This is a genomic window from Saccharothrix sp. S26 (genome assembly GCF_021390395.1).
Taxonomy (GTDB): Bacteria; Actinomycetota; Actinomycetes; order Mycobacteriales; family Pseudonocardiaceae; genus Actinosynnema.
In genome coordinates this window covers 18,530-39,343 of record NZ_JAJUWT010000011.1, presented here as the reverse complement: position 1 = coordinate 39,343, position 20,814 = coordinate 18,530, and the positions used below count along the sequence as shown (strand labels likewise).

Here is a 20,814-nt window from a genome sequence, read left to right as displayed (position 1 = left end):
CTTCGCCAACCTAGCCCTGCTGGATTGGAATGCACAACCGAGCCATACTGACCGGGTGACGGCACCCGACGAGGCGACCTGCTCGCTGATCAAGGCGGTGGACCTCGTCGGCGAGCGCTGGACGTTCTTCGTGCTGCGCGAGGCCCTGGCCGGCACCACCCGCTTCTCCGACTTCCGCGCACGCCTCGGCATCGCCTCCGACGTGCTCACCGCGCGGCTCGCGAAGCTGGTCGACAGCGGGCTGATGACCCGGCGGGCCTACCGGGAGCCGGGGCAGCGACCCCGCGAGGGCTACTGCCTCACCGAGGCGGGCAGGCAGTTCAACGTGGTGCTGTGCGCGTTGCAGCAGTGGGGTGACGAGCACCTGCCGGACACCACGTCCACGGTCGTCTACCGGACCGTCGACGGCCGGCCGGTCCAGGTGCGGTTCGTGGACGGCGAGGGCGCCGTGGTGGCGGCGGGCGACGTGCGGCCCGAGCGGGGCCGGTAGAGGGCCCGGACGATCAGGTACGCCACGGCCTGGACGCCTGTCGCGATCAGGGCGCGCGGGACGCCGGGTCGCGGGTGGAGTCCGAAGCGTGTCACGGTCCGAACGCTAGGCGCGGCCCACCCTCGGGGTCGTCGCGCCGTGGAGCCATCCCGGGCGTGCTAGCGGGGTAGTGGGTCGGGGGTGCCCACCCCTCGCCGGGCACCCCCGACCCGGCGCCTCACGCGGGCCAGTTCGGTGACCGGCCGAGCAGGCCCACGAGGCGGTCGGTGATCGGTGCGTCCGCCGGCACGTCGACCGGCATCGCGAACGCCGCGCCCGGACCGCGCACGTCCGGCGTGGTCGGGTAGTGGCGCGCCATCCGGTAGGCGGCGGTGGCCAGTTCGGTGTCGAGGGTGCTGTCGATGCCGAGCGCGCGGCACAGGTCCCAGGCGTGCACGAGGTTGTCCACGAAGTGCGCGGCCACGACGTGGTGGCCCGGGCGGCGGCCGTAGCCGGGGAACTCGGTCTCGCGCTCCAGCACGCCGTCCGCGCGGAACGCTTCGGTGGCCGCGTCGGTCGCGACCCGGTAGGCGATGGTCAGGTCGTCGCTCGCGGGCTCGTCGACGTCCGCGCGGCGGACCGCCGCGGTGAACGCCAGCGTCGACTCGACCTGGTGGCGCAGCAGCTCGTAGACGGTCCAGCCGGCGCACGGCGTGGCCATGTCCAGGTGCGCCTCGTCGAGGTCGGCCATGAGCTTCAGGTTGAGGTCGAGCGCCGACCGGTTCAGGTCCAGGAGATCCATTGGTTCCACCCCTCAAGTTGTACGAACGATCGTACAATTAGTTTGCGGGCGGTCAAGGGGGCTAGCGTGGACGGCGTGAAGGTCGACGGACGGGTGGAGCGCGGCGAGCAGACACGCCGGCAGATCCTGCGGCGCGCCGCCGAGATCGCCTCGGTGGAAGGGCTGGAGGGCCTGTCGATCGGGCGGCTGGCGGGCGAGCTGGAGGTCAGCAAGAGCGGGGTGTTCGCGCACTTCGGGTCCAAGGAGGAGCTGCAACTGGCGACCGTGCGCGCGGCCGCGGCGATCTTCGTGCGCCAGGTCGTCGACCCCGCGCTGGTCGAGCCGCCGGGGCTGGGCCGGTTGACGCGGCTGATGGACGGGTGGCTGGCCTACTCGCAGAACCGCACCTTCCCCGGCGGGTGCTTCTTCTACGCCGTGCAGGCCGAGTTCGACGCCCGGCCGGGCCGGGTGCGCGACGCGATCGCCGGGTACGCCCGCGAGTGGAACACCTACGTCCGCGAGACCGTCGCGGCGATCCCGGAGGTCGCCGACCCCGAGCAGGTGGCGTTCGAGCTGATCGCGTTCCTGGAGATGGCCAACGCCCAGTCCGTGCTGCACGACGACCCGCACGCCTACGACCGGGCCCGCGCCGCGGTCCGCAACCGGGTCGCTCAGGCCACCGCGGCGGCCTGAGCCGCGTCGTCCACGACCCGGCGCTCAGCGGCGCGGCCGACCAGGTCGGACGGCGCGCACCCGGCGGCCGCCACGGCGGTCACCGACACCTCGCCGGAGGCGGCCCGGCACGCCGTGGTGATCAACACGGCCTCGGTCGGCGCCAACGGCACGACGGCGGCGACGAACAGCACCACGAACGCGGTCATGACCGGGCAACGTCGCCGGGTCGCCGATCACCGCCGACCGGTCGAGGTCCTCAGCGACCCGTCACCTTCGCCGTGATCGCGCGCACGCAGCGGTCGGCGTGGGCGCGCAGCGCCTCGACCAGGGCGGGCGGGCCGTCGACCAGGGTGAAGTCCACGTCCACCGAGGTGATCATCCACGCCAGGTCGCGGGCGGTGGGCGCGCCCACGTGCAGCAGGCACGTGCGGTCGTCCACCGGTTCGACCACACCCATGCCCGGCCACAGCCGGTCGGCCGCGACGTCGGCCGGCTCGTGCAGCGTCACGGTCGCCCGCACCGGCCAGGCGTGCGCCGACAGCCGGCGCTCCAGGTAGGCCGCCGCGTCGCCGCCGGGCGGTTCGCGGGGCGTGAAGCGCGGGCCGTTCGGGGTGCGCAGCGCCAGCCGGTCGACGCGGAAGGTGCGCCAGTCGGCGCGGTCGGTGTCCCAGGCGACCAGGTACCAGTGCCGGGTGAAGCTGACCAGGCGGTGCGGCTGCGCGGACCGGGTGCTCGCGCCGCCCGCGGGGCTGGTGTAGTCGAACCGCAGCGACTCGTGCCGGCGGCAGGCGTCGGCGATCGCCACCAGCACGTCCGGGTCCACGCGCGGCCCGCCCGCCCCGACGCGCACGGTCGCCGAGCGCAGCGTGCCGACCCGCTGCCGCAGCCGTGCCGGGAGCACCTGCTCCAGCTTGGCCAACGCGCGTGACGCGGTCTCCTCGATGCCGGCCACCGAACCGCCCGACGCCGTGCGCAGCCCCACCGCCACGGCCACCGCCTCGTCGTCGTCCAGCAGCAACGGCGGCAGCGCGGCGCCCGCGCCCAGCCGATAGCCGGCCGTGCCGCGGGTCGCGTGCACCGGGTAGCCCAGGTCGCGCAGCCGCTCGACGTCACGGCGGACCGTGCGCGTGGTGACGTCCAGCCGGTCGGCGAGCTCCGCGCCCGACCACTCGCGCCGGGCCTGCAACAGCGACAGCAGCCGGAGCAGCCGCGCGGAGGTGTCCACCATGCCGCCAGCCTGCCCGATCGTTAGGACCGGAGCTGTCCCAACGGCTCCCTAGCGTCGCCGCCATGACAGAGCACGACATCCGCCCGTTCCGCGTCGACGTGCCCCAGGAGCACCTCGACGACCTCCGCGCCCGCCTGGCCGCCACCCGCTGGCCCGCCGAGCTGCCCGGCGTCGGCTGGAGCCGGGGTGTGCCGGTGGACTACCTGAAGGACCTGGCCGAGCACTGGCGCACGACCTACGACTGGCGCGCGCACGAGGCGGAGATCAACACCCACCCGCAGTTCCGGACCACCGTCGACGGCCAGGACGTGCACTTCCTGCACGTGCGCTCGCCCGAGCCCGACGCCCTGCCGCTCGTGCTGCTGCACGGCTGGCCGGGCGGGTTCACCGACTTCCTCGACGTCATCGGCCCGCTGTCGGACCCCCGCGCGCACGGCGGCGACCCGTCCCGCGCGTTCCACCTGGTCGTGCCGTCCCTGCCGGGTTTCGGCTTCTCCACGCCGCTGGCCGGGCCGGGCATGGGCGCGGCCCGGATGGCCGGCGTGCTGGTCGGGCTGATGGCCGCGCTGGGGTACGAGCGGTACGGCGTGCAGGGCTACGACGCGGGCGCGTGGGTCGGCCCGGAGCTGGGCAAGCAGGCCCCCGACCGGGTGGTGGGCATCCACCTCAACGCCCTGCTCGCGTTCCCGGTCGGTGAGGACGGCGAGTTCGACGGCCTCAGCGAGGTCGAGCGGCGCCGGTGGGCCGCGATGCAGGACTTCAACGACGGCTACCTCCAGTGCAACGCCAAGCGGCCGCAGACCGTCGCCTACGGGCTGCACGACTCGCCGGTCGGCCAGCTCGCCTGGATCGTGGAGAAGTTCAAGGAGCTCACCGTCCCGGAGGACGGCCTGCCCGAGGACAGCGTGGACCGCGACCGCATCCTCACCGACGTGTCGCTGTACTGGTTCACGGGCACGGCCGCGTCGGCGGCGCAGATCTACTACGAGGAGATCAGCGCCAAGGGCTGGGGCGACACCGGCCGCGGCACCGTGCCGACCGGTGTGCTGGTCTCGGCGCACGACAAGTCGATCCGCCCGTGGGCCGAGCGCGACCACCACGTCGTCCGCTGGACCGAGCTCGGCCGCGGTGGCCACTTCCTGGCCATGGAGGAGCCGGAGCTGCTGGTCGCGGACGTCCGCGAGTTCTTCGCCGGGCTGCGGTGAGGTCGCGCTGAGGTGAGGTGTCGCCTCGCCGGCGCCCGGTGCCGGCGAGGCGACCTCCCGACTACCGGTTCGCGCGGTTGATCGCGGAGACCAGGGCGCGCAGCGAGGCGGCGACCGTGGAGCTGTCGATGCCCACGCCCCACAGCACGCGGTCGGACACGGCGCACTCCAGGTAGGCGGCCGCGCGGGCGTCGTCACCGGACGACATGGCGTGCTCGAAGTAGTCCAGCACCCGCACGTCGTAGCCGACGGTGGCCAGGGCGTCGACGAACGCGGCGATCGGCCCGTTGCCGGTGCCGGTGATTTCCTGCGTCTCGCCGTCCACCACGACCACGGCCTTGATCGTCTCGTGGCCGCTGCCGTCGCCGGACACCTTCTGCCGCAGCAGCTTCAGCGGCACGGTGCCGTCCAGGTACTCCTCGGAGAACGAGTCCCACATGTCCTTGGGCCCGATCTCGCCGCCGCGGGTGTCGGTGACCTCCTGGATGACCTTGGAGAACTCCACCTGCAACCGGCGCGGCAGGTCCAGGTGGTGCTCGGTCTTCATCAGGTACGCCACGCCGCCCTTGCCGGACTGCGAGTTCACCCGGATCACGGCCTCGTAGTTGCGGCCGACGTCCTTGGGGTCGATCGGCAGGTACGGCACGTCCCACTGGAACTCGTCCACGTGCTGACCGGCGGCCTTGGCGGCGTCCTCCAGGGCCTCGAAGCCCTTCTTGATCGCGTCCTGGTGGGAGCCGGAGAACGCGGTGAACACCAGGTCACCGCCGTAGGGGTGCCGTTCGGGCACGGGCAGCTGGTTGCAGTACTCGACCGTGCGGCGGATCTCGTCGATGTCGGAGAAGTCGATCTGCGGGTCGACGCCCTGGCTGAACATGTTCATGCCCAGCGTCACCAGGCACACGTTGCCGGTGCGCTCGCCGTTGCCGAACAGGCAGCCCTCGATGCGGTCGGCGCCCGCCAGGTAGCCCAGCTCGGCCGCGGCCACGCCGGTGCCCCGGTCGTTGTGCGGGTGCAGCGACAGGATGATCGACTCGCGGCGGGCCAGGTTGCGCGACATCCACTCGATCGAGTCGGCGTAGACGTTCGGCGTGGCCATCTCCACCGTCGCCGGCAGGTTGATGATCAGCGGCTTGTCGGGCGTGGGCCGGATGATCTCCGACACCGCGTCGCAGACCTCCAGCGCGTACGACAGCTCGGTGCCGGTGTAGGACTCGGGGGAGTACTCGTAGCGGAACTCGGTCTCCGGGTAGAGCTTCTCCTGCTCCAGCGCGAACGCGGCGGCGTCGGTGGCGATCTTCTTGATGCCCTCGCGGTCGGACTTGAACACGACCCGGCGTTGCAGGATGGACGTCGAGTTGTAGAAGTGCACGATCGCCTTGGCCGCGCCGCGCAGCGCCTCGAACGTGCGGGTGATCAGCTCGGGGCGGCACTGGGTCAGCACCTGGATGGTGACGTCGGGCGGGATCGCGCCGTCCTCGATGATCTCGCGGACGAAGTCGAAGTCGGTCTGCGAGGCGGCCGGGAAGCCGACCTCGATCTCCTTGTAGCCCATCCGCACCAGCAGGTCGAACATCTTGCGCTTGCGCGCGGGCGACATGGGGTCGATCAGGGCCTGGTTGCCGTCGCGCAGGTCGACCGCGCACCACAGCGGCGCCTTGGTGATCCGCTTGGCCGGCCAGGTGCGGTCGGGCAGGTCGATCGTCTCCACCTGGTCGTGGAACGGCCGGTAGCGGTGCACGGGCATGGACGTGCCGCGCTGCGGGTTCCACGCGGGCTGGCCGGGTACGGGGCGGGCCGGGGGCCGGATGCGGCTCGTCCCGGAGACGTACGCGTCGTGAGTGGGGCTCATGGTTCAACAGCTCCTGCGGTGCCGGTGTTGGGAGACGACCGGCGGCAACGCTCGATCCCGCGACGGGGGGCCGGTCTGATCAGACCCCGTCACGGCGGCGAAGCAGGAGGGCACGTGCCACGCCGGACAGGTTAACCGCATTCCGCGCCGAGGTGGAACCGCCCGCCCAGATGGTGGAACTTCACCCAGTCGAGTTTCACTCGATCGTGTGGGGGGCACCTTCTTGACATGTCCAGATGGCGAACCTCAACGCGCAGCGGCAACTACACCGCTGCCCGAGTGATCCGCGGTGTCGGTGCCGTGTTCGCGGGCATCGAGGTCCTCTACATCCTCATGCTGCTCATCGGGGTCAACACGGCCAACGCGTTCTTCCGCTTCATCCAGCAGCTCGCCGAGCCGCTGGCGCTGTTCTTCCCCGGGCTGTTCCAGACCGGCAACGCCAACCTCGACGTGATCCTCAACTACGGCCTCGCGGCGGTGTTCTGGCTCGTCGTGGCAGGTCTGCTGGCCCGCGTCGTGGCGCGCTAGCCCTGTTCTGCCTGGTCCCCGCCGTCCTCCCCCCTGCGGCGGGGACCAGGTTCGCGCGCTCACCCGGTCCCGGGCTCGTCCGTGAACGCCGGTTGACCCCAGCGACCTGCGAAAACGGTCTCGCTGAGCGGTTTGCGCGTCCGCGGTCGCCGTTCCCGGGCCCGCAGGTCCTCGGGCAGCTCCGCGTCGTCGCCGAGCACGCCGACCGCGATCACCACGACCGGCCGCACGTGGTCGGGCAGCCCGAACGCCCCCCGGACCGCCTCCGGCGAGAACCCGCCCATCTGGTGCGTGACCAGTCCCAGCTCCACGGCCCGCAGCACCAGGTTCTGCACCGCGAGCCCGAGCCCGAACTCGGTGTTCGGCACCGGTCCCCGTTCGTCGGCCTCCGCCGCCGCGCCCACCAGCAGCACCGACGCGCGCCCCGCCCACGTCTGGTTGCCCGGCCGCAGGGCGGCGAAGATGCGCTCGAACGTGTCGTCGCCGCGGTAGCCGACGAGGAACCGTGCGGGTTGCGTGTTGCCGTGCGAGGCCGCCCACCGGGCCGCTTCGAGCAGCACGCGCACGGTGTCGGGCGACACCTCGGCCGTGCCGTCGAACGCCCGCGGGCTCCAGCGCCGCATGATCGGGTCGTTGCCGTCCATCAACCACATCCTGGCATCAGATCGCGTACTGCCAAGCCGTGATCGCGTACGCGCCGAACCACGCGCTGAACAGCGAGACGCCCACCAGCACCCCGACCACCGTGCCGGTCCGTCGCCGCGCCAGGGCCAGCGCCACCGGCACGAGCAGCGTGAACGCGGGCAGCAGCAGCCGCGCCTTGGAGTTCATCAGCCCGTTCGACCCGAGGTCCATGGCGAGCACGCCGACCGCGTAGACGATCAACGGCCACTCCAGCCCGCGCCGCAGGCTCACCACGACCAGCGCCAGCGCCACCACCAGCAGCCACACCGTGGCCAGCTCCAGCACCGACCTCGGCTCGCCGAGGATGAGCAGCGCGAACTTCCAGGTCGCCGCCCCGCCGTCGAACCGCGAGTCCCAGCCGTGCCGCTGCACCGCGAACCAGCCGTCCCACCGGCCGGTGCGCAGCGCGACGTAGGCCAGGTAGCCGAGCAGCCCCAGCGGCGCGACCAGCCCGCCGACCCACGGCCGCCGGCCGTCGCGCCGCTGCCAGATCGCCACCGCGGCCGCCGCGCACACCGCCAGCACCAGCGCCGCCGCCGTCGGCCGCACCAGGCCTGCCGCCGCGCAGCACAGGCCGGCCAGTACCCAGCGCCGCTCGACCACGCCGACCAGCGACCACGCGGCCAGCGCGCAGAACGTCGCCTCGGAGTAGGTCATCGACAGCACCACGGCCATCGGCGAGGCCGCGAACAGCACCACCAGCACCAGCCCCGCCCGGCGCGACCCGCCGAACACCCGCGACCCGAGCCGGGCCAGCCCGTAGGCGCACAGCACCCCGCTGACCAGGCTCACCGCGAACGCGGCGCCGACCGTCGGCACACCGGGCAGCCCGTCGGCCCACCGCACCAGCGTCGGGTAGCCGGGGAAGAACGCCAGCGGCGTCTCCGCCGTGCGCCGCCCGAACGCGTCCACGAGCCACCGGGGCACGTCGGCGTAGCCGCCCTCGGCGATGCCCAGGAACCACTGGCCGTCCCACGAGGTGAGCGCCCGCGTGACGTCCTTGTCCCAGCGCGCCGCCATCAGCTGGAGCACGAGCAGCCCGAGCTCGCGGACGGCCAGGTAGAGCAGGCCGGGCGCGAGCACGACGGCGACCCGGTGTCTGGCCAGGTCCGCCAGCCGCTCACGCGCGCCGGGCGCGTCCTCGGGGTCCACGCGAACGGCCTCCAGGGTCGACACGGGGTCGAGAGTAGTGGGCGTCACGGCGACCGCTGTCCACTCCTTGGGCCAGGTAGTCTCCCCGGTGAGCTGGGCTTGAAGCACCTGGAGGGAGTGGGTCTGTGGCGCTCGTCGTCCAGAAGTACGGCGGTTCCTCGGTCGGGAGCGCCGAGCGGATCAAACGGGTGGCCGAGCGCATCGTCGCGACCCGCAAAGCGGGCAACGAGGTCGTCGTCGCCGTCTCCGCGATGGGCGACACGACCGACGAGCTGCTCGACCTCGCCCGCCAGGTGTCCCCGGTGCCGCCCGCCCGCGAGATGGACATGCTGCTCACGTCCGGTGAGCGCATCTCCATGTCGTTGCTGGCGATGGCGATCAGCTCGCTGGGCGCCGAGGCGCGGTCCTACACCGGCTCGCAGGCCGGCGTGATCACCACGTCCGTGCACGGCAAGGCGCGCATCATCGACGTGACGCCCAGCCGCATCCAGGACGCGCTGTCCGAGGGGGCCATCGCGATCGTCGCGGGCTTCCAGGGCGTGAGCCAGGACAGCAAGGAGATCACCACGCTGGGCCGCGGCGGCACCGACACCACCGCGGTGGCGCTGGCGGCCGCGCTGAAGGCCGACGTCTGCGAGATCTACACCGATGTCGACGGCGTGTTCACCGCCGACCCGCGCATCGTGCCGAACGCCAAGCGGCTGGAGACCATCACCTACGAGGAGATGCTCGAGATGGCGGCGAGCGGGGCCAAGGTGCTCATGCTGCGCTGCGTCGAGTACGCCCGCCGCTATGGCGTCCCGGTGCACGTCCGATCTTCGTTCAGCAACAAGCCCGGGACCATCGTGTCCGGGTCAGTGGAGGACCTTCCCGTGGAACAGGCGATGATCACCGGCGTCGCGCATGACCGGTCCGAGGCCAAGGTGACCGTGACCGCGGTGCCCGACCTGCCGGGCATGGCGGCGCGCATCTTCCGCGTCGTGGCCGAGGCGGAGCTCGACATCGACATGGTCGTGCAGAACGTCTCGCAGGCCGTGTCGGGCCGCACCGACGTGACGTTCACCCTGCCGAAGGACGACGGGCCGCGCGCGGTCGCCGCGCTGGAGAAGGCGCGCGAGGAGATCGGCTTCGACCAGGTGCTCTACGACGAGCACGTGGGCAAGGTGTCGCTGGTCGGCGCGGGCATGCGCTCGCACCCCGGCGTGACCGCGCAGTTCTGCGAGGCGCTGGCCGCGGCCGGCGTCAACATCGAGATCATCTCCACCTCGGAGATCCGGATCTCGGTCATCTGCCGCGACACGCAGCTCGACGACGCCGTGCGCGCGCTGCACGACGCGTTCGAGCTCGGCGGCGACGAAGAGGCCGTGGTGTACGCGGGGAGTGGACGATGAGCACGGGTCCTGTGCTGGCCCTGGTGGGGGCCACCGGTGCCGTCGGCACCGTCATGATCGACATCATCAACGGCCGGGAGTCCGTGCCGTGGGGTGAGGTCCGGCTGATCGCGTCACCGCGCTCGGCGGGCAAGAAGATCACCGTGCGCGGTGAGGAGCTGACCGTCGTCGCGCTGTCGCCGGAGGCGTTCGAGGGCGTCGACATCGCGATGTTCGACGTGCCGGACGAGGTGTCGGCGCAGTGGGCCCCGATCGCCGCGTCGAAGGGCGCGGTCGCGGTGGACAACTCGGGCGCGTTCCGGATGGACCCCGAGGTGCCGCTGGTGGTGCCCGAGGTGAACGCCGACCAGATCGGCGCGCGCCCGAAGGGGATCATCGCGAACCCGAACTGCACGACGCTGTCGATGATGGCCGCGCTGGGCGCCCTGCACCGCGAGTTCGAGCTGCGCGAGCTGGTCGTCGCGTCCTACCAGGCGGCGTCGGGCGGCGGGCAGGCGGCGATCGACCGCCTGTACGCGGAGATCGCGGCGCTGGCGGGCAAGGAGGTCGGCGTCCGCGCGGGCGACGTCCGCGAGACGCTGGAGGCCGCCGGGCTGCCGGTGTCGGACTCGCCGTTCCCCGCGCCGCTGGCGTTCAACGTGGTGCCGTGGGCCGGGTCGCTCAAGGACGAGGGGTGGACCAGCGAGGAGCTGAAGGTCCGCAACGAGTCCCGCAAGATCCTGGGCATCCCGGAGCTGAAGGTGTCGGCGACCTGCGTGCGCGTGCCCGTGGTGACGACGCACTCGCTGGCGGTGCACGCGACGTTCGCCCGCGAGGTGACCGTCGAGCAGGCGCACAAGATCCTCGGGGCGCAGCCGTCGCTCGTGCTGGTGGACGACCCGGCGGCCAAGCGGTTCCCGACGCCCGCGGACGTGGTGGGCGGCGACCCGACCTACGTCGGCCGGGTGCGGCAGGCGTTGGACTTCCCGAACACGCTGGACTTCTTCGTGTGCGGGGACAACCTGCGCAAGGGTGCGGCGCTGAACACGTACGAGATCGCCGAGGAGCTGGCCGCCCGCCTGTAGGTTCACTCCCATGGCGGACGTAGTGCTCGCGATCGACCTGGGGACGACGTCGACCAAGGTCATCGCGGTGGACCGGAACGCGGGCGTGGTCGCATCGGCGGAGCACGGCTACCCGATGCGCACCACGCCCTCCGGTGAGGCGACGCACGACCCGGTCGAGGTGTGGGGCGCGGCGCTGCGGGCGTTGCGCGAGGTGGCGGCGCAGGGGCTCGCGGTGCGGGCGCTGTCGTTGACCGGTGCGATGCACACCCTGGTGGGGCTGGACGCGGACGGCACGCCCGTCACGCCGTCGTTGTCGTGGGCGGACAACCGCGCCCAGGAGCAGACGGCGCGGTTGCGCGGCACGGCCGACGGCATCGCGCTGCACCGCGCGACCGGCACCCCGATCCACACCATGTCGCCGCTGGTGAAGCTGGCGTGGTTCCACGACCAGGGGTTCTCCGCCGCGCGGTGGTGCGGCCTGAAGGACTTCGTCGCGTTCAAGCTGACCGGCGAGCTGGTGACCGAGCACTCGTCGGCGTCGGCGACCGGGCTGATGGACCTCGTGGCGCTGGACTGGCACCCGGACGCGTTGGCGTTCGCGGGGGTGCGCGCCGAGCGGTTGCCGTCGCTGCGCGCGCCGGTGGACTCGCTGCCGCTGACGTTGGACGTCCCGGGTCTGCCCGCCGGCCTGCCGGTGGTGCTGGGCGGCGGCGACGGCCCGATGGCGAACCTCGGCGTGGGCGCGGTCGTGCCGGGCGTGGCGGCGGTGTCGCTGGGTACGAGCGGCGCGCTGCGCGTGGTCCGGTCGTCCCCGGCGGTCGACGAGCGGGGGCGCGTGTTCTGCTACGCCATCGCCGAGGGGCTGTGGGTGCTCGGCGGTGCGGTCAGCAACGGCGGCGTGGCCGCGCAGTGGGCCGCCGAGGCGTTCGGCGTCGACGTGCGCGACCTGCTGGAGGAGGCGGCCGCCGTGCCCGTGGGCGCGTCGGGCGTGACCGCGCTGCCCTATCTGCTGGGCGAGCGCGCGCCGTGGTGGGACGCGGACGCGACCTCGGCGGTGATCGGCCTGCGCCGCGAGCACGGCCGCGCGGTGGTCACCCGCGCCGTGGTGGAGGGCGTCGCGCAGCAGTTGGCGCTGGTGCTGGACGCGGTGCGGTCGGTGGCGGACGTGCACGCGGTCCGGGTGACCGGCGGCGCGTTCCGCAGCGACCTGTGGGCGACCGTGCTGGCCTCCGCGCTCGGGTTGGAGCTGGAGCTGGCCGACGACAGCGAGGGCTCGGGCGTGGGCGCGGCGCTGGTCGCGTGGCGCGCCCTCGGCGAGCTGCCGTCCCTGACCGTCGCCGCCGACCTGGTGAAGCCGGTGAAGACGATCGCGCCCGACCCGGACGCCGTCCGCCACTACGCCGCCGCCCGTCCCGGCATCGAACGCCTCTACCGCGCCTTGCAGGAGCTGGGGCGGCAGCAGGGTTAGCGCGCGCGGAGCAGGAAGCCGTGCTCCACCAGGCCGGTCAGGCCGAACTTCTCGACCATCCGGTGCTCCGGCCTCGGCTCGGCGGCCACGTGCTCGACCTCGAACGCGTGCCCGAAGAGCTCGACGACCTCCCGCGGGCCGACGGAGAACGGCGGTGACGGCAGCCTCGGGTGGTACTCCAGGGTGTTGATGAAGTACCGGGTGCCCGGCCGCACGAGGCGGGTGATCGTCTCGGCGTAGCGCTGCCGCATGTCGTCCGGGAACGCGATCAGCGAGGCCCGGTCGTACACCAGGTCGACCGGGCCGATCTCGGCCGGACCCAGCTTGAAGATGTCCTGGCGGCGGATGACGAGGTTGCCGCAGCGGAACACGTCCGGCTCCTCCAGCACCGGGTCCAGGCCGTTCTCGGCGAAGAACTCGGCCACGGCCCTGGGCACCAGCTCGACGCCGACGACCTCCGCCGCCGACTCGGCGAAGAACCGCAGGTCGGTCGTCTTGCCGCACAGCGGCACCAGGACCCGCGCGCCGGCCACGAGGCCGAGCCGGGCCAGCATCCGGGCGTGTTCGTGCACGTCCCGCAGGTGGAAGCTGGTCTTCGTGCCGCCCTGCTCCCAGGAGTCGAACCAGAACTCGGATTCCATGCTGGAGAAGAGGTGCGCGCAGCGTGCTGGAGACGCGTCCGAACGGGTGATGTTCGACCCGATCAGCCCAACGGGACCGGCGACACGCGTTTGCCGAGCGCCACCGTGCCGAGCGCGATCACCGCCCCGCCCACGCCCGCCGTGACGAAGCCCCACGCCGGTGACGAGTGGTCGATCACGAACCCGGTGACCGGCTGGCCCAGCGCCACGCCCAGCGTGAACGCCGACCCCTGCAACCCCATCGCCACGCCCCGCGCGGACGCCGGCGCGTGCTGGGTGATCAGCTCGCCGGTCGCGGTGATCGTCGGCGCGCACAGGAAGTTCGTGGGCACCAGCGCCAGGGCGAGCCACCACGGCGACCCGCCGAACAGCCCGATCGGCACGGCCAGCAACCCCATGCCGCCCATCAGCGCCCACAGCGGCGGCACGTGCGTCAGCCCGCCGTAGAGGAAACCGCCCGCCAACGACGCCACGCACATCACCGCGACCACCGCGCCGGTCCACTCGGTCACCCCGAGCCCGCGCATCGACGCCACCACCGACACCTCGATGCCCGACAGCACGAACGTCGCGCCGCCCGCGCTGATCAGCACGCCGAGCAGCCGCCCGTCCAGCCACTCCCGCCGCGGCACCCGCGCGCCGGTCTCGCCCTCGTGCCGCACCGGCGGGTTCACCGCGTACAGGATCGCGCCGATCACCACCATCGACGCGCCGATCGCCCACATCGCCGTGCGGCTGGACGCCTGCGTGGCGAGCGCGACGCCCAGCGCGGGCCCGGCCATGAAGGCGACCTCGACGGCCATCGAGTCCATCGCCAGCGCGGTGCGCCTGCGGTCGTCGGGCACGAGCGCGGTCAGGATCTGGCGGCCCAGCGACATGACCGGCATCACCGTGATGCCGGTGACGAAGCACGTGACCAGCAGCACCTCGTAGCTCAGCAGCGGGGCGACGAACCAGAAGATCCCCTCGGTGACCATCGACAGGACCACCATGGCCCGCAGGCCGCGCCGGTCCACCAGGTGCCCCATCAGCGGCGAGCCGAGCGCGATGCCGACCGTGCTGACCGCCCCGACCAGGCCCGCGGCCCCGTAGCCGCGTTCCAGGCCGAGCAGGACGTGCAGCGTGACCGTCATGCCCGCGGCCGTCGCGGGCACCCGCGCCACCAGCATCAACAGCATGAAGCCGGGCACGCGCGGCGTGCGGAGGACGGCCAGGTAGGGGGAGACGTTCACCCGCTCATCTTCACCCTTGCGGGCAACCGGTTTAACCCCGTCCTTTCTTGACTGGTTCAAGAAAGAGTGCTGAGGTGGGGAGGCCGCCTCCGGCGAGTGACCTGTGCACCCCTGAAAGTGCACACCCGCGGGGCCGCCCGGACTCAGCCGGGCGGCCCCGCCCCACCCCTCCCCGGCGCCACCGGGGTCGGCTCACGCGGTCTCGGGGATGTCCTGCCGCGTGTTCGCCAGCGCCAACCCGGTGCGCAGCGACCCGACCGCCTCCGCCACGGCCTCCCGGAACACCCCGCCCACGCCCAGGATGTTCGCGTACCCGTGGAACAGCCCCTCGTACCGCCGCAGCACCACCGGCACGCCCTGCCGCGCCAGCTTCTCCGCGAACGCCTCGCCCTCGTCGCGCAACGGGTCGAACCCGGCCGTCGCCAGGTACGTCGGCGGCAGCCCGCTCAGGTCCTCCGCCAGCAGCACCGACAGCCGCGGGTCGGTGTGCGTGTCGCGCGAGGGCGCGTAGTGGTCCAGGAACCAGTCCATCTTCTCGTCGGTGAGGAAGAACCCCCGGCCGAACAGCTCCCGCGACCGCCGCCGCACCGACGCGTCCACCGCCGGGTAGAACAGCAGCAGGAACACCGGCTTGACCTCGCCCGCGTGCAACGCGGTGACGGCCGCCAGGTTGCCGCCCGCGCTGTCGCCGCCCAACGCGATCCGCCGCGGGTCGATCCGCAGCTCCTCGGCGTGCGCCACCGCGTACTCGAACGCGGTCCGCGCGTCGTCCGCCGCCGCCGGGAACGGGTGCTCGGGCGCGAGCCGGTAGTCCGCCGACAGCACCCGCACCCCGCCCTCCACGGCCAGGAACCGGCACAGGTTGTCGTGGCTGTCCAGGTCACCGCTGACCCACCCGCCGCCGTGGTAGAAGACCAGCAGCGGCGAGCCGGCGGCCAGCCCGTGCGGCTCGTAGAACCGCGCGCCGACGCCGTCGGCCGACAGAGACCGCACCGCCACCCCACCGATCACCGGACCGCCGACCAGCGCGCTGCTGCGGGTCAGCGCCAGGCGGTTGGCCGCGGGCGTCGTCGTCCGCCAGTCCTCGCCGCTGAGCTGCTGCAACCTCAGCAGCAGCTGGGCTTCCGGGTGCAACCGCTGGCCGTCCACCGTGATGGGAGGTCCGGCGATCAGCCTGCGCAGGGGCGCGGGCAGGCCGAACACGAAGCGCAGGGCCCCGGCCAGGACACCGGGAGGGATCGACTCGGCGAGCTTCGACATGAGACCCACATTACTGACCGGTAGGGGTCGGCACGAGCGACTGGACCTCGATCTAGGTGGAGGTGGCAGGATCGACAGCCATGACGGTCACCGTGGTGGGCATCGGCGGATCCCTCCGCCCCAACTCGCAGTCCGAGCGCGCGATGAGGATCGCGTTGGAGGGGGCCGCGGACGCGGGCGCGAAGGTGGTCGAGGTCTCCGGGCCCGACCTGGTGCTCCCGTTCTACGACCCGGCCATCCCCGACCGGACCGACAACGCCCTGCGGCTGGTCGAGGCGCTGCGCGGCGCGGACGGCGTGGTGCTCGTCTCGCCCGGCTACCACGGCACCGTGTCCGGCCTGGTCAAGAACGCCCTGGACTACGTCGAGGACCTGCGCGGCGACGAGCGCCCCTACCTCGACGGCCGCGCGGTCGGCTGCGTGGCCACCGCCCGCGGCTGGCAGGCGTCGGTGACCACGCTGACCGCGTTGCGCTCGATCGTGCACGCCCTGCGCGGCTGGCCCACCCCGCTGGGCGCGGCGGTCAACTCCGGCGAGGTCGAGTTCGACCTCGAAGGCGGCTGCACGGTGCCGTCCGTGGCCGACCAACTCCGCACGATCGGGCGACAGGTGGCCGAGTTCGCCGTGTCGAGGGCCCGCTGAGCGGGTAAGTGTTGGTGGGGCGTGAGCTGCCACACCACCGGGTGTGGTTCGGCTTCGGCCGGGTGTTGGGCTGAACGACGGGCCCATCCACCAGCTCGAAGGAGAGCGTTGACGATGCAGGTGCTCTACACCGCGGAAGCCGTCGCAGTCGGGGACGGCCGCAACGGCGAGGTCCGCTCCTCCGACGGCGTGATCGACGAGCAGCTCGCCACGCCCAAGGAGCTGGGTGGTCCCGGCGGCGACAAGACCAACCCCGAGCAGCTGTTCGCGGCCGGCTACGCGGCGTGCTTCCACAGCGCGCTCAAGGTCGCCGCGCGGCAGGCCAAGGTCCAGATCGGCGAGACGTCGGTCACCGCCGAGGTCGACCTCGGCGCCAACGGCAGCGGCGGCTTCCAGCTCGCCGTGCGGCTCGCGGCGCACATCCCGGGCGTCGAGCAGGACGTGGCCGACCGGCTGGCCGCCGCCGCGCACCAGATCTGCCCGTACTCCAACGCCACGCGAGGCAACATCGAGGTGGCCCTCGAGACCACCGTGTAAGGAGGCGTCAGACCCATGAGCAAGTCTCAGAAGTCTCCGATCACCAGCCCGCTGTCCGACGCCGACAAGGCGTCGGTCGGGGCGGTGCTCCAGGCCACGCTGGTGGACCTGGTCGACCTGTCCCTGGTCGCCAAGCAGGCGCACTGGAACGTGGTCGGCAAGAACTTCCGCAGCGTCCACCTCCAGCTCGACGAGCTGGTCACGACCGCCCGCACCTACACCGACGAGGTGGCCGAACGGGCCGCCGCGCTCGGCATCTCGCCCGACGGCAAGGCCAAGACCGTGGCCGCGGGCTCGGGCGTGCCGGACTTCCCGAGCGGCTGGCTGAAGGAGGACGAGGTCGTCACCGCGGTCGTCACCGCGCTGGCCGAGCTGATCGGCCGGCTGCGCGCCCGCATCGACGAGACCGACAAGTCCGACCTCGTCACCCAGGACCTGCTGATCGAGATCACGAAGAACCTCGAGCAGGCGCACTGGATGTGGCAGGCCCAGCAGGCCTGACCCGACCCGCGGGGGCCGCCGGCGAACCGGCGGCCCCCGGAAATGTCGGACCTCGTCGGTAAGGTGAAAAACAGGGGATCCCCCGGGCGGGGACCCCTGCGTGGCGTTCCCGGCGCTCAGAGCACGCGCTGCACGAACGCGACCTCCGCGGCGGTCTGCCGGATCGTCTCCGCGACCACCAGCGAGCCGTGCCCGGCGTCGTACCGGTACACCTCGTACCTCGCACCCCGCGCCGCCAGCCGGTCCAGGTAGTTGTCGATCTGCCGGATCGGGCAGCGCGGGTCGTTCTCGCCCGCCAGCACCAGCACCGGCGCGCGCACCGCGTCCACGTACGTCAGCGGCGAGCACTCGCGGTACCGGTCGGGCAGCTCCTCCGGCGACCCGCCGAACAACGCCCGGTCGAACGCCCGCAGCGGCTCCATCTCGTCCTCGTAGGCGGCCAGGTAGTCCGCCACCGGCACGCCCGCGACACCGGCCGCCCACCGCTCCGGCTGCGTGCCCAGCGCCAGCAGCGACAGGTACCCGCCCCACGACGCGCCGTTGACCACGCACTTCGCCGGGTCGGCGAACCCGGACGAGACGGCCCAGTCGTGCACCGCCGCCACGTCCTCCAGCTCGGTCAGCCCCGGCCTGCCCTCGATCGCGTCACGCCACTTCGACCCGTACCCGGTCGACCCGCGGTAGTTCACGTGCACCACCGCGAACCCGGCGTCCAGCCACACCGCCCGGTACGCGGAGAACCGGTCCTCGTCGGCCGAGTGCGGCCCGCCGTGCAGGTGGAACACCGTCGGCAGCGGGCCGTCGGGCGCGCCGGCCGGCCGTGCCACCAGGGCGTGCACCTCGCCCACGAACACGTCGGTCAGGTCCACCGACGGCGGCGCCTTGTGGCCGGGCGGCTCCAGCAGCACCCGCTCGTCGCCGTCGGCGCCCAGCACCCGCACCACGCCCGGCTGCGCCGCCGACGACCACGAGTACTCCACCGCGCCGTCCGGCCGCACGCCCGCGTTGCCGACCGACCCGTGCGGGGTGTCCAGCGCGTGCAGCGCCCCGGTCTCGAGGTCGTAGCGGTGCAGCGTGTTGCGCGCCTGGAACGTGTGCACGACCAGCAGCGACTTCGCGTCCGGGTACCAGTCGGCGCTGATCTCGCCGGGCAGGTCGATCACGACCTCGGTCTCGGTGTCCGCCGCGACGTCCCAGATCAGCAGCTCGTCCTTGCCGCGCCGCTCGTGGCCGACCAGCAGCCGGTTGTCGCCGCGCACCGGGCTGAACGCGATCGCGTCCAGGCCCTTGCCCGGCCCGTCCCACTTCTCCGCCACCTTCTCGCCCGACGGGGTGACGACGCGCAGCGCCGCGTGCCGGTTGTCGCCGTGCTCGGAGTGCGACAGCACCACCAGCGTCTCGTCCTTCGACAACGCCGACACACCGCCGTCGTTCTCGTGCGCGTAGATCACCTCGGCGGGCGCTCCGCCGCGCGAGACGTACACGGTGGTGCCGTCGTCGGTGGACGTGCCGATCGCCACGACCTCGTGCCCGACCTCCAACCCGGCCGGGTAACCCGCCCGCACGCCCTCCACGGCGGGCTTCGGCTCACCGCCGGGGTGGAACGGCTCGCTGACCCACGTGCCGAACTCGTCGCCGTCGGTGTCGGCGAACCACCAGATCGTGTCACCGTCCGGGCTGAGCGTGCCGTGGGACGTGCCGTTCGGGCGGTCGGTGACCTTGCGGTGGGTGTCGCTCGCGCGGTCCCAGGCGTAGATCTCCCACACGCCGCTGGAGTTCGACAGGTACAGGCTGCGGTCGGGCGCGTCGTCGGCCCACCCGGGCAGGCTCACGCGCGGGGCCGTGAAGCGGGCCCGCCAGCGGGCTTCGGCCTCGGCGTCGGCGAACAGCGGGTCGGGCACTTCGGCGGTCGGGTGCGTCGTCACACCGGCGATCCTGCCGGCTTCCGCGCGGTGACCAGGTAGTAGTCGACCAGACCTCGCTCGAAGGCGGTCAACCAGTTGCGGTCCCAGCGGTCCGGGCGTGGCCCCCGGGCGAGCCACCGGTCCAGGCCGCGCCACACGTGCTCGCCGATGCTGTCGGCCGTGACGTGGGCGAAACCGGCGGCGCGCAGGTCGCGCGCCACGTCGTCGACCCGGTGGGCGCGGTCCAGGCCGGAGGCGAACGTCCTGAGCAGCCCGGCCAGCCGTTCGGCCGCGTCGTCGGTCCTGGTGAAGAACGTGGCGACGGCCAGCCGGCCACCCGGCGCGAGCACCCGGGCGCTCTCGCGGGCGAACCCCGCGACGTCCTCGAAGTGCTGGGCCGCCTCCACCGACAGCAGGGCGCCGAACGAGCCGTCGGGGAACGGCAGGTCGTCGCACGCGCCCTGGACGAACGCCACGCGCGGGTCGTCGTTGGCCCGCCGCGCCCGCGCGACCTGCTCGGGCACGAGGTCGACGCCCCGCACTTCCCCGGGTCCGCGGCGCAGCACCCGCCGCGCACCCAGGCCGTGCCCGGAGCCGACTTCGAGCACCCGGTCGCCCGGTCCGACGTCGAGCGCGGCCACGACCAGGTCGTACAGCGCCTCCTCGGACGCGACGCGCTGCGCGACGGTCAGCTCGCCGTCCAGCGGGATGCCGGCCCAGTAGCCGAAGTTGATGAACCCGCCGGCGAACACGGGTGACGTCGCCAGGTCGCGCGTGCCGTAGGTGCGCCGCAGGACGCTGAGGTCTCGCATGGCGTTCGATGGTGCCGATCACCGTTCGGGTGGGTGGTGGGGGGCCGCGCGTTCACGGTGCGTGAGGCGTGCTCGTGGGTGGGGTGCGACGGAGCGTGAGCCCGGGCGGGTGGGTCAGCGGTCGAGCTCCTCGGCCAGGATCCGGTCCAGGTCGCGTGACGCCCGCAGCAGCGCGTGGCGGGCCAGGCCGATCAGCGCGGCGACCGCGGTGACGACGACGGCGGCGGCGGGCGAGGCCAGGAAGGCGACCAGACCGGCGGTTCCGAGCGTGAGCTGGGTCCAGGCGACGACGGGGATCCACGTCTTGGCGGCGGTGTTGGTGGTCATGGGGCATCTCCCTGCTGGCGGTGCGGCCCGCCGGAGCGGACGCGTTGACTCGTCGTCGTCCGCACCCCGGCTCTTCGTTACGCAACGTCACCTGAATCGTCAACCTTCACTCGATCAGGTTAACAGAACGTGACGGAAACTCGTACTGGTGGGCCGTTCGGCAATTAGGCAACAGCGAGGAGTAGTTCGTAACGCTCACGTTGGTCCGAACGAATCACGGGTTACACGGTGGTGGCACAGCGCAGGGGAGGTCTGACCGATGATCGAGAACACGGTTCGGCAGGGCGGTCGCGTCGGGTGCGTCGACGCCCTGGGTCGTCGGCGGACGCTGGAGGTGTCCCTCACCGAGGAGGGCAACGTCTGCATCCACACCCCGCCCGGCGAGTCCGCGAAGCTCGACTGGAACGAGGTCGGCGAACTGCTCCGCCGCCTCGCGGAGCTGCGACCGCACGTGAAGTGACCCCGGCCGTGGCCGGGAGA

At 72.7% G+C, this 20,814-nt stretch carries 23 protein-coding genes; 11 read left to right on the top strand and 12 right to left on the bottom strand.

Features of this window, described 5'->3' with window-relative positions:
• The first annotated feature begins 55 nt into the window (after nucleotides 1–55).
• Nucleotides 56–490, top strand: a complete 435-nt coding sequence (locus LZG04_RS18855; protein WP_233818766.1) for a helix-turn-helix domain-containing protein — start codon at nucleotides 56–58, stop codon at nucleotides 488–490.
• A gap of 217 nt (nucleotides 491–707) precedes the next feature.
• On the opposite strand, the gene LZG04_RS18850 is transcribed toward LZG04_RS18855, so the two are convergent.
• A complete protein-coding gene (locus LZG04_RS18850) occupies nucleotides 708–1,271 on the bottom strand; it encodes a TIGR03086 family metal-binding protein (RefSeq protein ID WP_233818764.1) in 564 nt (187 codons plus the stop codon).
• A gap of 66 nt (nucleotides 1,272–1,337) precedes the next feature.
• Between LZG04_RS18850 and LZG04_RS18845 the strand changes: the two genes are divergently transcribed.
• Entirely contained in the window at nucleotides 1,338–1,943 is a 606-nt protein-coding gene (locus LZG04_RS18845) for a TetR/AcrR family transcriptional regulator (RefSeq protein WP_233818762.1), read from the top strand.
• Here LZG04_RS18845 and LZG04_RS18840 read toward each other — a convergent pair.
• On the bottom strand, nucleotides 1,922–2,131 hold the full coding sequence (locus tag LZG04_RS18840) for a hypothetical protein (RefSeq protein WP_233818760.1): 210 nt from the start codon (nucleotides 2,129–2,131) through the stop codon (nucleotides 1,922–1,924). The genes LZG04_RS18845 and LZG04_RS18840 overlap by 22 nt on opposite strands.
• A 50-nt stretch (nucleotides 2,132–2,181) precedes the next feature.
• Nucleotides 2,182–3,153 (bottom strand): YafY family protein, encoded by a 972-nt coding sequence (locus LZG04_RS18835; protein WP_233818759.1) that lies wholly within the window; start codon nucleotides 3,151–3,153, stop codon nucleotides 2,182–2,184.
• A 62-nt stretch (nucleotides 3,154–3,215) separates the two neighbouring features.
• Between LZG04_RS18835 and LZG04_RS18830 the strand changes: the two genes are divergently transcribed.
• A complete protein-coding gene (locus LZG04_RS18830) occupies nucleotides 3,216–4,358 on the top strand; it encodes an epoxide hydrolase family protein (RefSeq protein WP_233818757.1) in 1,143 nt (380 codons plus the stop codon).
• 61 nt (nucleotides 4,359–4,419) lie between these two features.
• Here the strand turns inward: LZG04_RS18830 and leuA are convergent, their stop codons facing one another.
• Complete coding sequence (gene leuA, locus LZG04_RS18825; protein ID WP_233818755.1) at nucleotides 4,420–6,210, bottom strand: 2-isopropylmalate synthase; 1,791 nt, start codon at nucleotides 6,208–6,210, stop codon at nucleotides 4,420–4,422.
• A gap of 228 nt (nucleotides 6,211–6,438) precedes the next feature.
• Between leuA and LZG04_RS18820 the strand changes: the two genes are divergently transcribed.
• Nucleotides 6,439–6,738, top strand: coding sequence for a hypothetical protein (locus LZG04_RS18820; protein ID WP_230570061.1), 300 nt, complete (start codon nucleotides 6,439–6,441; stop codon nucleotides 6,736–6,738).
• A gap of 59 nt (nucleotides 6,739–6,797) precedes the next feature.
• Here LZG04_RS18820 and LZG04_RS18815 read toward each other — a convergent pair whose 3' ends face one another.
• Complete coding sequence (locus LZG04_RS18815) at nucleotides 6,798–7,382, bottom strand: nitroreductase family protein (protein WP_233818753.1); 585 nt, start codon at nucleotides 7,380–7,382, stop codon at nucleotides 6,798–6,800.
• Between the two features lie 16 nt (nucleotides 7,383–7,398).
• Nucleotides 7,399–8,598, bottom strand: coding sequence for a hypothetical protein (locus LZG04_RS18810; RefSeq protein WP_233818751.1), 1,200 nt, complete (start codon nucleotides 8,596–8,598; stop codon nucleotides 7,399–7,401).
• Between the two features lie 101 nt (nucleotides 8,599–8,699).
• Here LZG04_RS18810 and LZG04_RS18805 point away from each other — a divergent pair, with 101 nt between their 5' ends.
• The 3 genes from LZG04_RS18805 to LZG04_RS18795 are packed head-to-tail and all read left to right on the top strand — an operon-like array spanning nucleotide 8,700 to nucleotide 12,479.
• On the top strand, nucleotides 8,700–9,965 hold the full coding sequence (locus LZG04_RS18805) for an aspartate kinase (RefSeq protein ID WP_233818749.1): 1,266 nt from the start codon (nucleotides 8,700–8,702) through the stop codon (nucleotides 9,963–9,965).
• Nucleotides 9,962–11,029 (top strand): aspartate-semialdehyde dehydrogenase, encoded by a 1,068-nt coding sequence (locus LZG04_RS18800; protein ID WP_233818747.1) that lies wholly within the window; start codon nucleotides 9,962–9,964, stop codon nucleotides 11,027–11,029. Before LZG04_RS18805 ends, LZG04_RS18800 begins: the two co-directional genes overlap by 4 nt.
• 10 nt (nucleotides 11,030–11,039) lie before the next feature.
• Nucleotides 11,040–12,479, top strand: a complete 1,440-nt coding sequence (locus LZG04_RS18795; protein ID WP_233818745.1) for a gluconokinase — start codon at nucleotides 11,040–11,042, stop codon at nucleotides 12,477–12,479.
• Here the strand turns inward: LZG04_RS18795 and LZG04_RS18790 are convergent.
• The 3 genes from LZG04_RS18790 to LZG04_RS18780 all read right to left on the bottom strand — a co-directional run bounded on the left by LZG04_RS18790 (nucleotide 12,476) and on the right by LZG04_RS18780 (nucleotide 15,612).
• On the bottom strand, nucleotides 12,476–13,120 hold the full coding sequence (locus tag LZG04_RS18790; RefSeq protein ID WP_233818743.1) for a methyltransferase domain-containing protein: 645 nt from the start codon (nucleotides 13,118–13,120) through the stop codon (nucleotides 12,476–12,478). The two genes, LZG04_RS18795 and LZG04_RS18790, sit on opposite strands and share 4 nt — an antisense overlap.
• Before the next feature lie 62 nt (nucleotides 13,121–13,182).
• Nucleotides 13,183–14,352 (bottom strand): MFS transporter, encoded by a 1,170-nt coding sequence (locus LZG04_RS18785; protein WP_233818741.1) that lies wholly within the window; start codon nucleotides 14,350–14,352, stop codon nucleotides 13,183–13,185.
• 192 nt (nucleotides 14,353–14,544) lie between these two features.
• Nucleotides 14,545–15,612 (bottom strand): alpha/beta hydrolase, encoded by a 1,068-nt coding sequence (locus LZG04_RS18780; protein WP_233818739.1) that lies wholly within the window; start codon nucleotides 15,610–15,612, stop codon nucleotides 14,545–14,547.
• Between the two features lie 80 nt (nucleotides 15,613–15,692).
• Here LZG04_RS18780 and LZG04_RS18775 point away from each other — a divergent pair, with 80 nt between their 5' ends.
• The 3 genes from LZG04_RS18775 (at nucleotide 15,693) to LZG04_RS18765 (ending at nucleotide 17,291) form a co-directional block, all read left to right on the top strand.
• On the top strand, nucleotides 15,693–16,253 hold the full coding sequence (locus LZG04_RS18775; RefSeq protein WP_233818737.1) for an NADPH-dependent FMN reductase: 561 nt from the start codon (nucleotides 15,693–15,695) through the stop codon (nucleotides 16,251–16,253).
• Between the two features lie 114 nt (nucleotides 16,254–16,367).
• The gene (locus LZG04_RS18770; protein ID WP_233819240.1) at nucleotides 16,368–16,790 is read left to right on the top strand and encodes an organic hydroperoxide resistance protein; all 423 of its coding nucleotides are present in this window, start codon (nucleotides 16,368–16,370) and stop codon (nucleotides 16,788–16,790) included.
• A gap of 15 nt (nucleotides 16,791–16,805) precedes the next feature.
• Complete coding sequence (locus LZG04_RS18765) at nucleotides 16,806–17,291, top strand: Dps family protein (protein ID WP_233818734.1); 486 nt, start codon at nucleotides 16,806–16,808, stop codon at nucleotides 17,289–17,291.
• Nucleotides 17,292–17,407: 116 nt separating this feature from the next.
• On the opposite strand, the gene LZG04_RS18760 is transcribed toward LZG04_RS18765, so the two are convergent.
• The 3 genes from LZG04_RS18760 to LZG04_RS18750 all read right to left on the bottom strand — a co-directional run bounded on the left by LZG04_RS18760 (nucleotide 17,408) and on the right by LZG04_RS18750 (nucleotide 20,334).
• Nucleotides 17,408–19,216 (bottom strand): prolyl oligopeptidase family serine peptidase, encoded by a 1,809-nt coding sequence (locus LZG04_RS18760; RefSeq protein WP_233818732.1) that lies wholly within the window; start codon nucleotides 19,214–19,216, stop codon nucleotides 17,408–17,410.
• Nucleotides 19,213–20,007: a class I SAM-dependent methyltransferase gene (locus LZG04_RS18755; protein WP_233818731.1), complete on the bottom strand. Its 795-nt coding sequence runs from the start codon at nucleotides 20,005–20,007 to the stop codon at nucleotides 19,213–19,215. Before LZG04_RS18755 ends, LZG04_RS18760 begins: the two co-directional genes overlap by 4 nt.
• 114 nt (nucleotides 20,008–20,121) lie before the next feature.
• The gene (locus LZG04_RS18750; RefSeq protein ID WP_233818729.1) at nucleotides 20,122–20,334 is read right to left on the bottom strand and encodes a hypothetical protein; all 213 of its coding nucleotides are present in this window, start codon (nucleotides 20,332–20,334) and stop codon (nucleotides 20,122–20,124) included.
• A gap of 259 nt (nucleotides 20,335–20,593) precedes the next feature.
• Between LZG04_RS18750 and LZG04_RS18745 the strand changes: the two genes are divergently transcribed.
• A complete protein-coding gene (locus LZG04_RS18745; RefSeq protein ID WP_073897285.1) occupies nucleotides 20,594–20,794 on the top strand; it encodes a hypothetical protein in 201 nt (66 codons plus the stop codon).
• Nucleotides 20,795–20,814 lie beyond the last annotated feature (20 nt).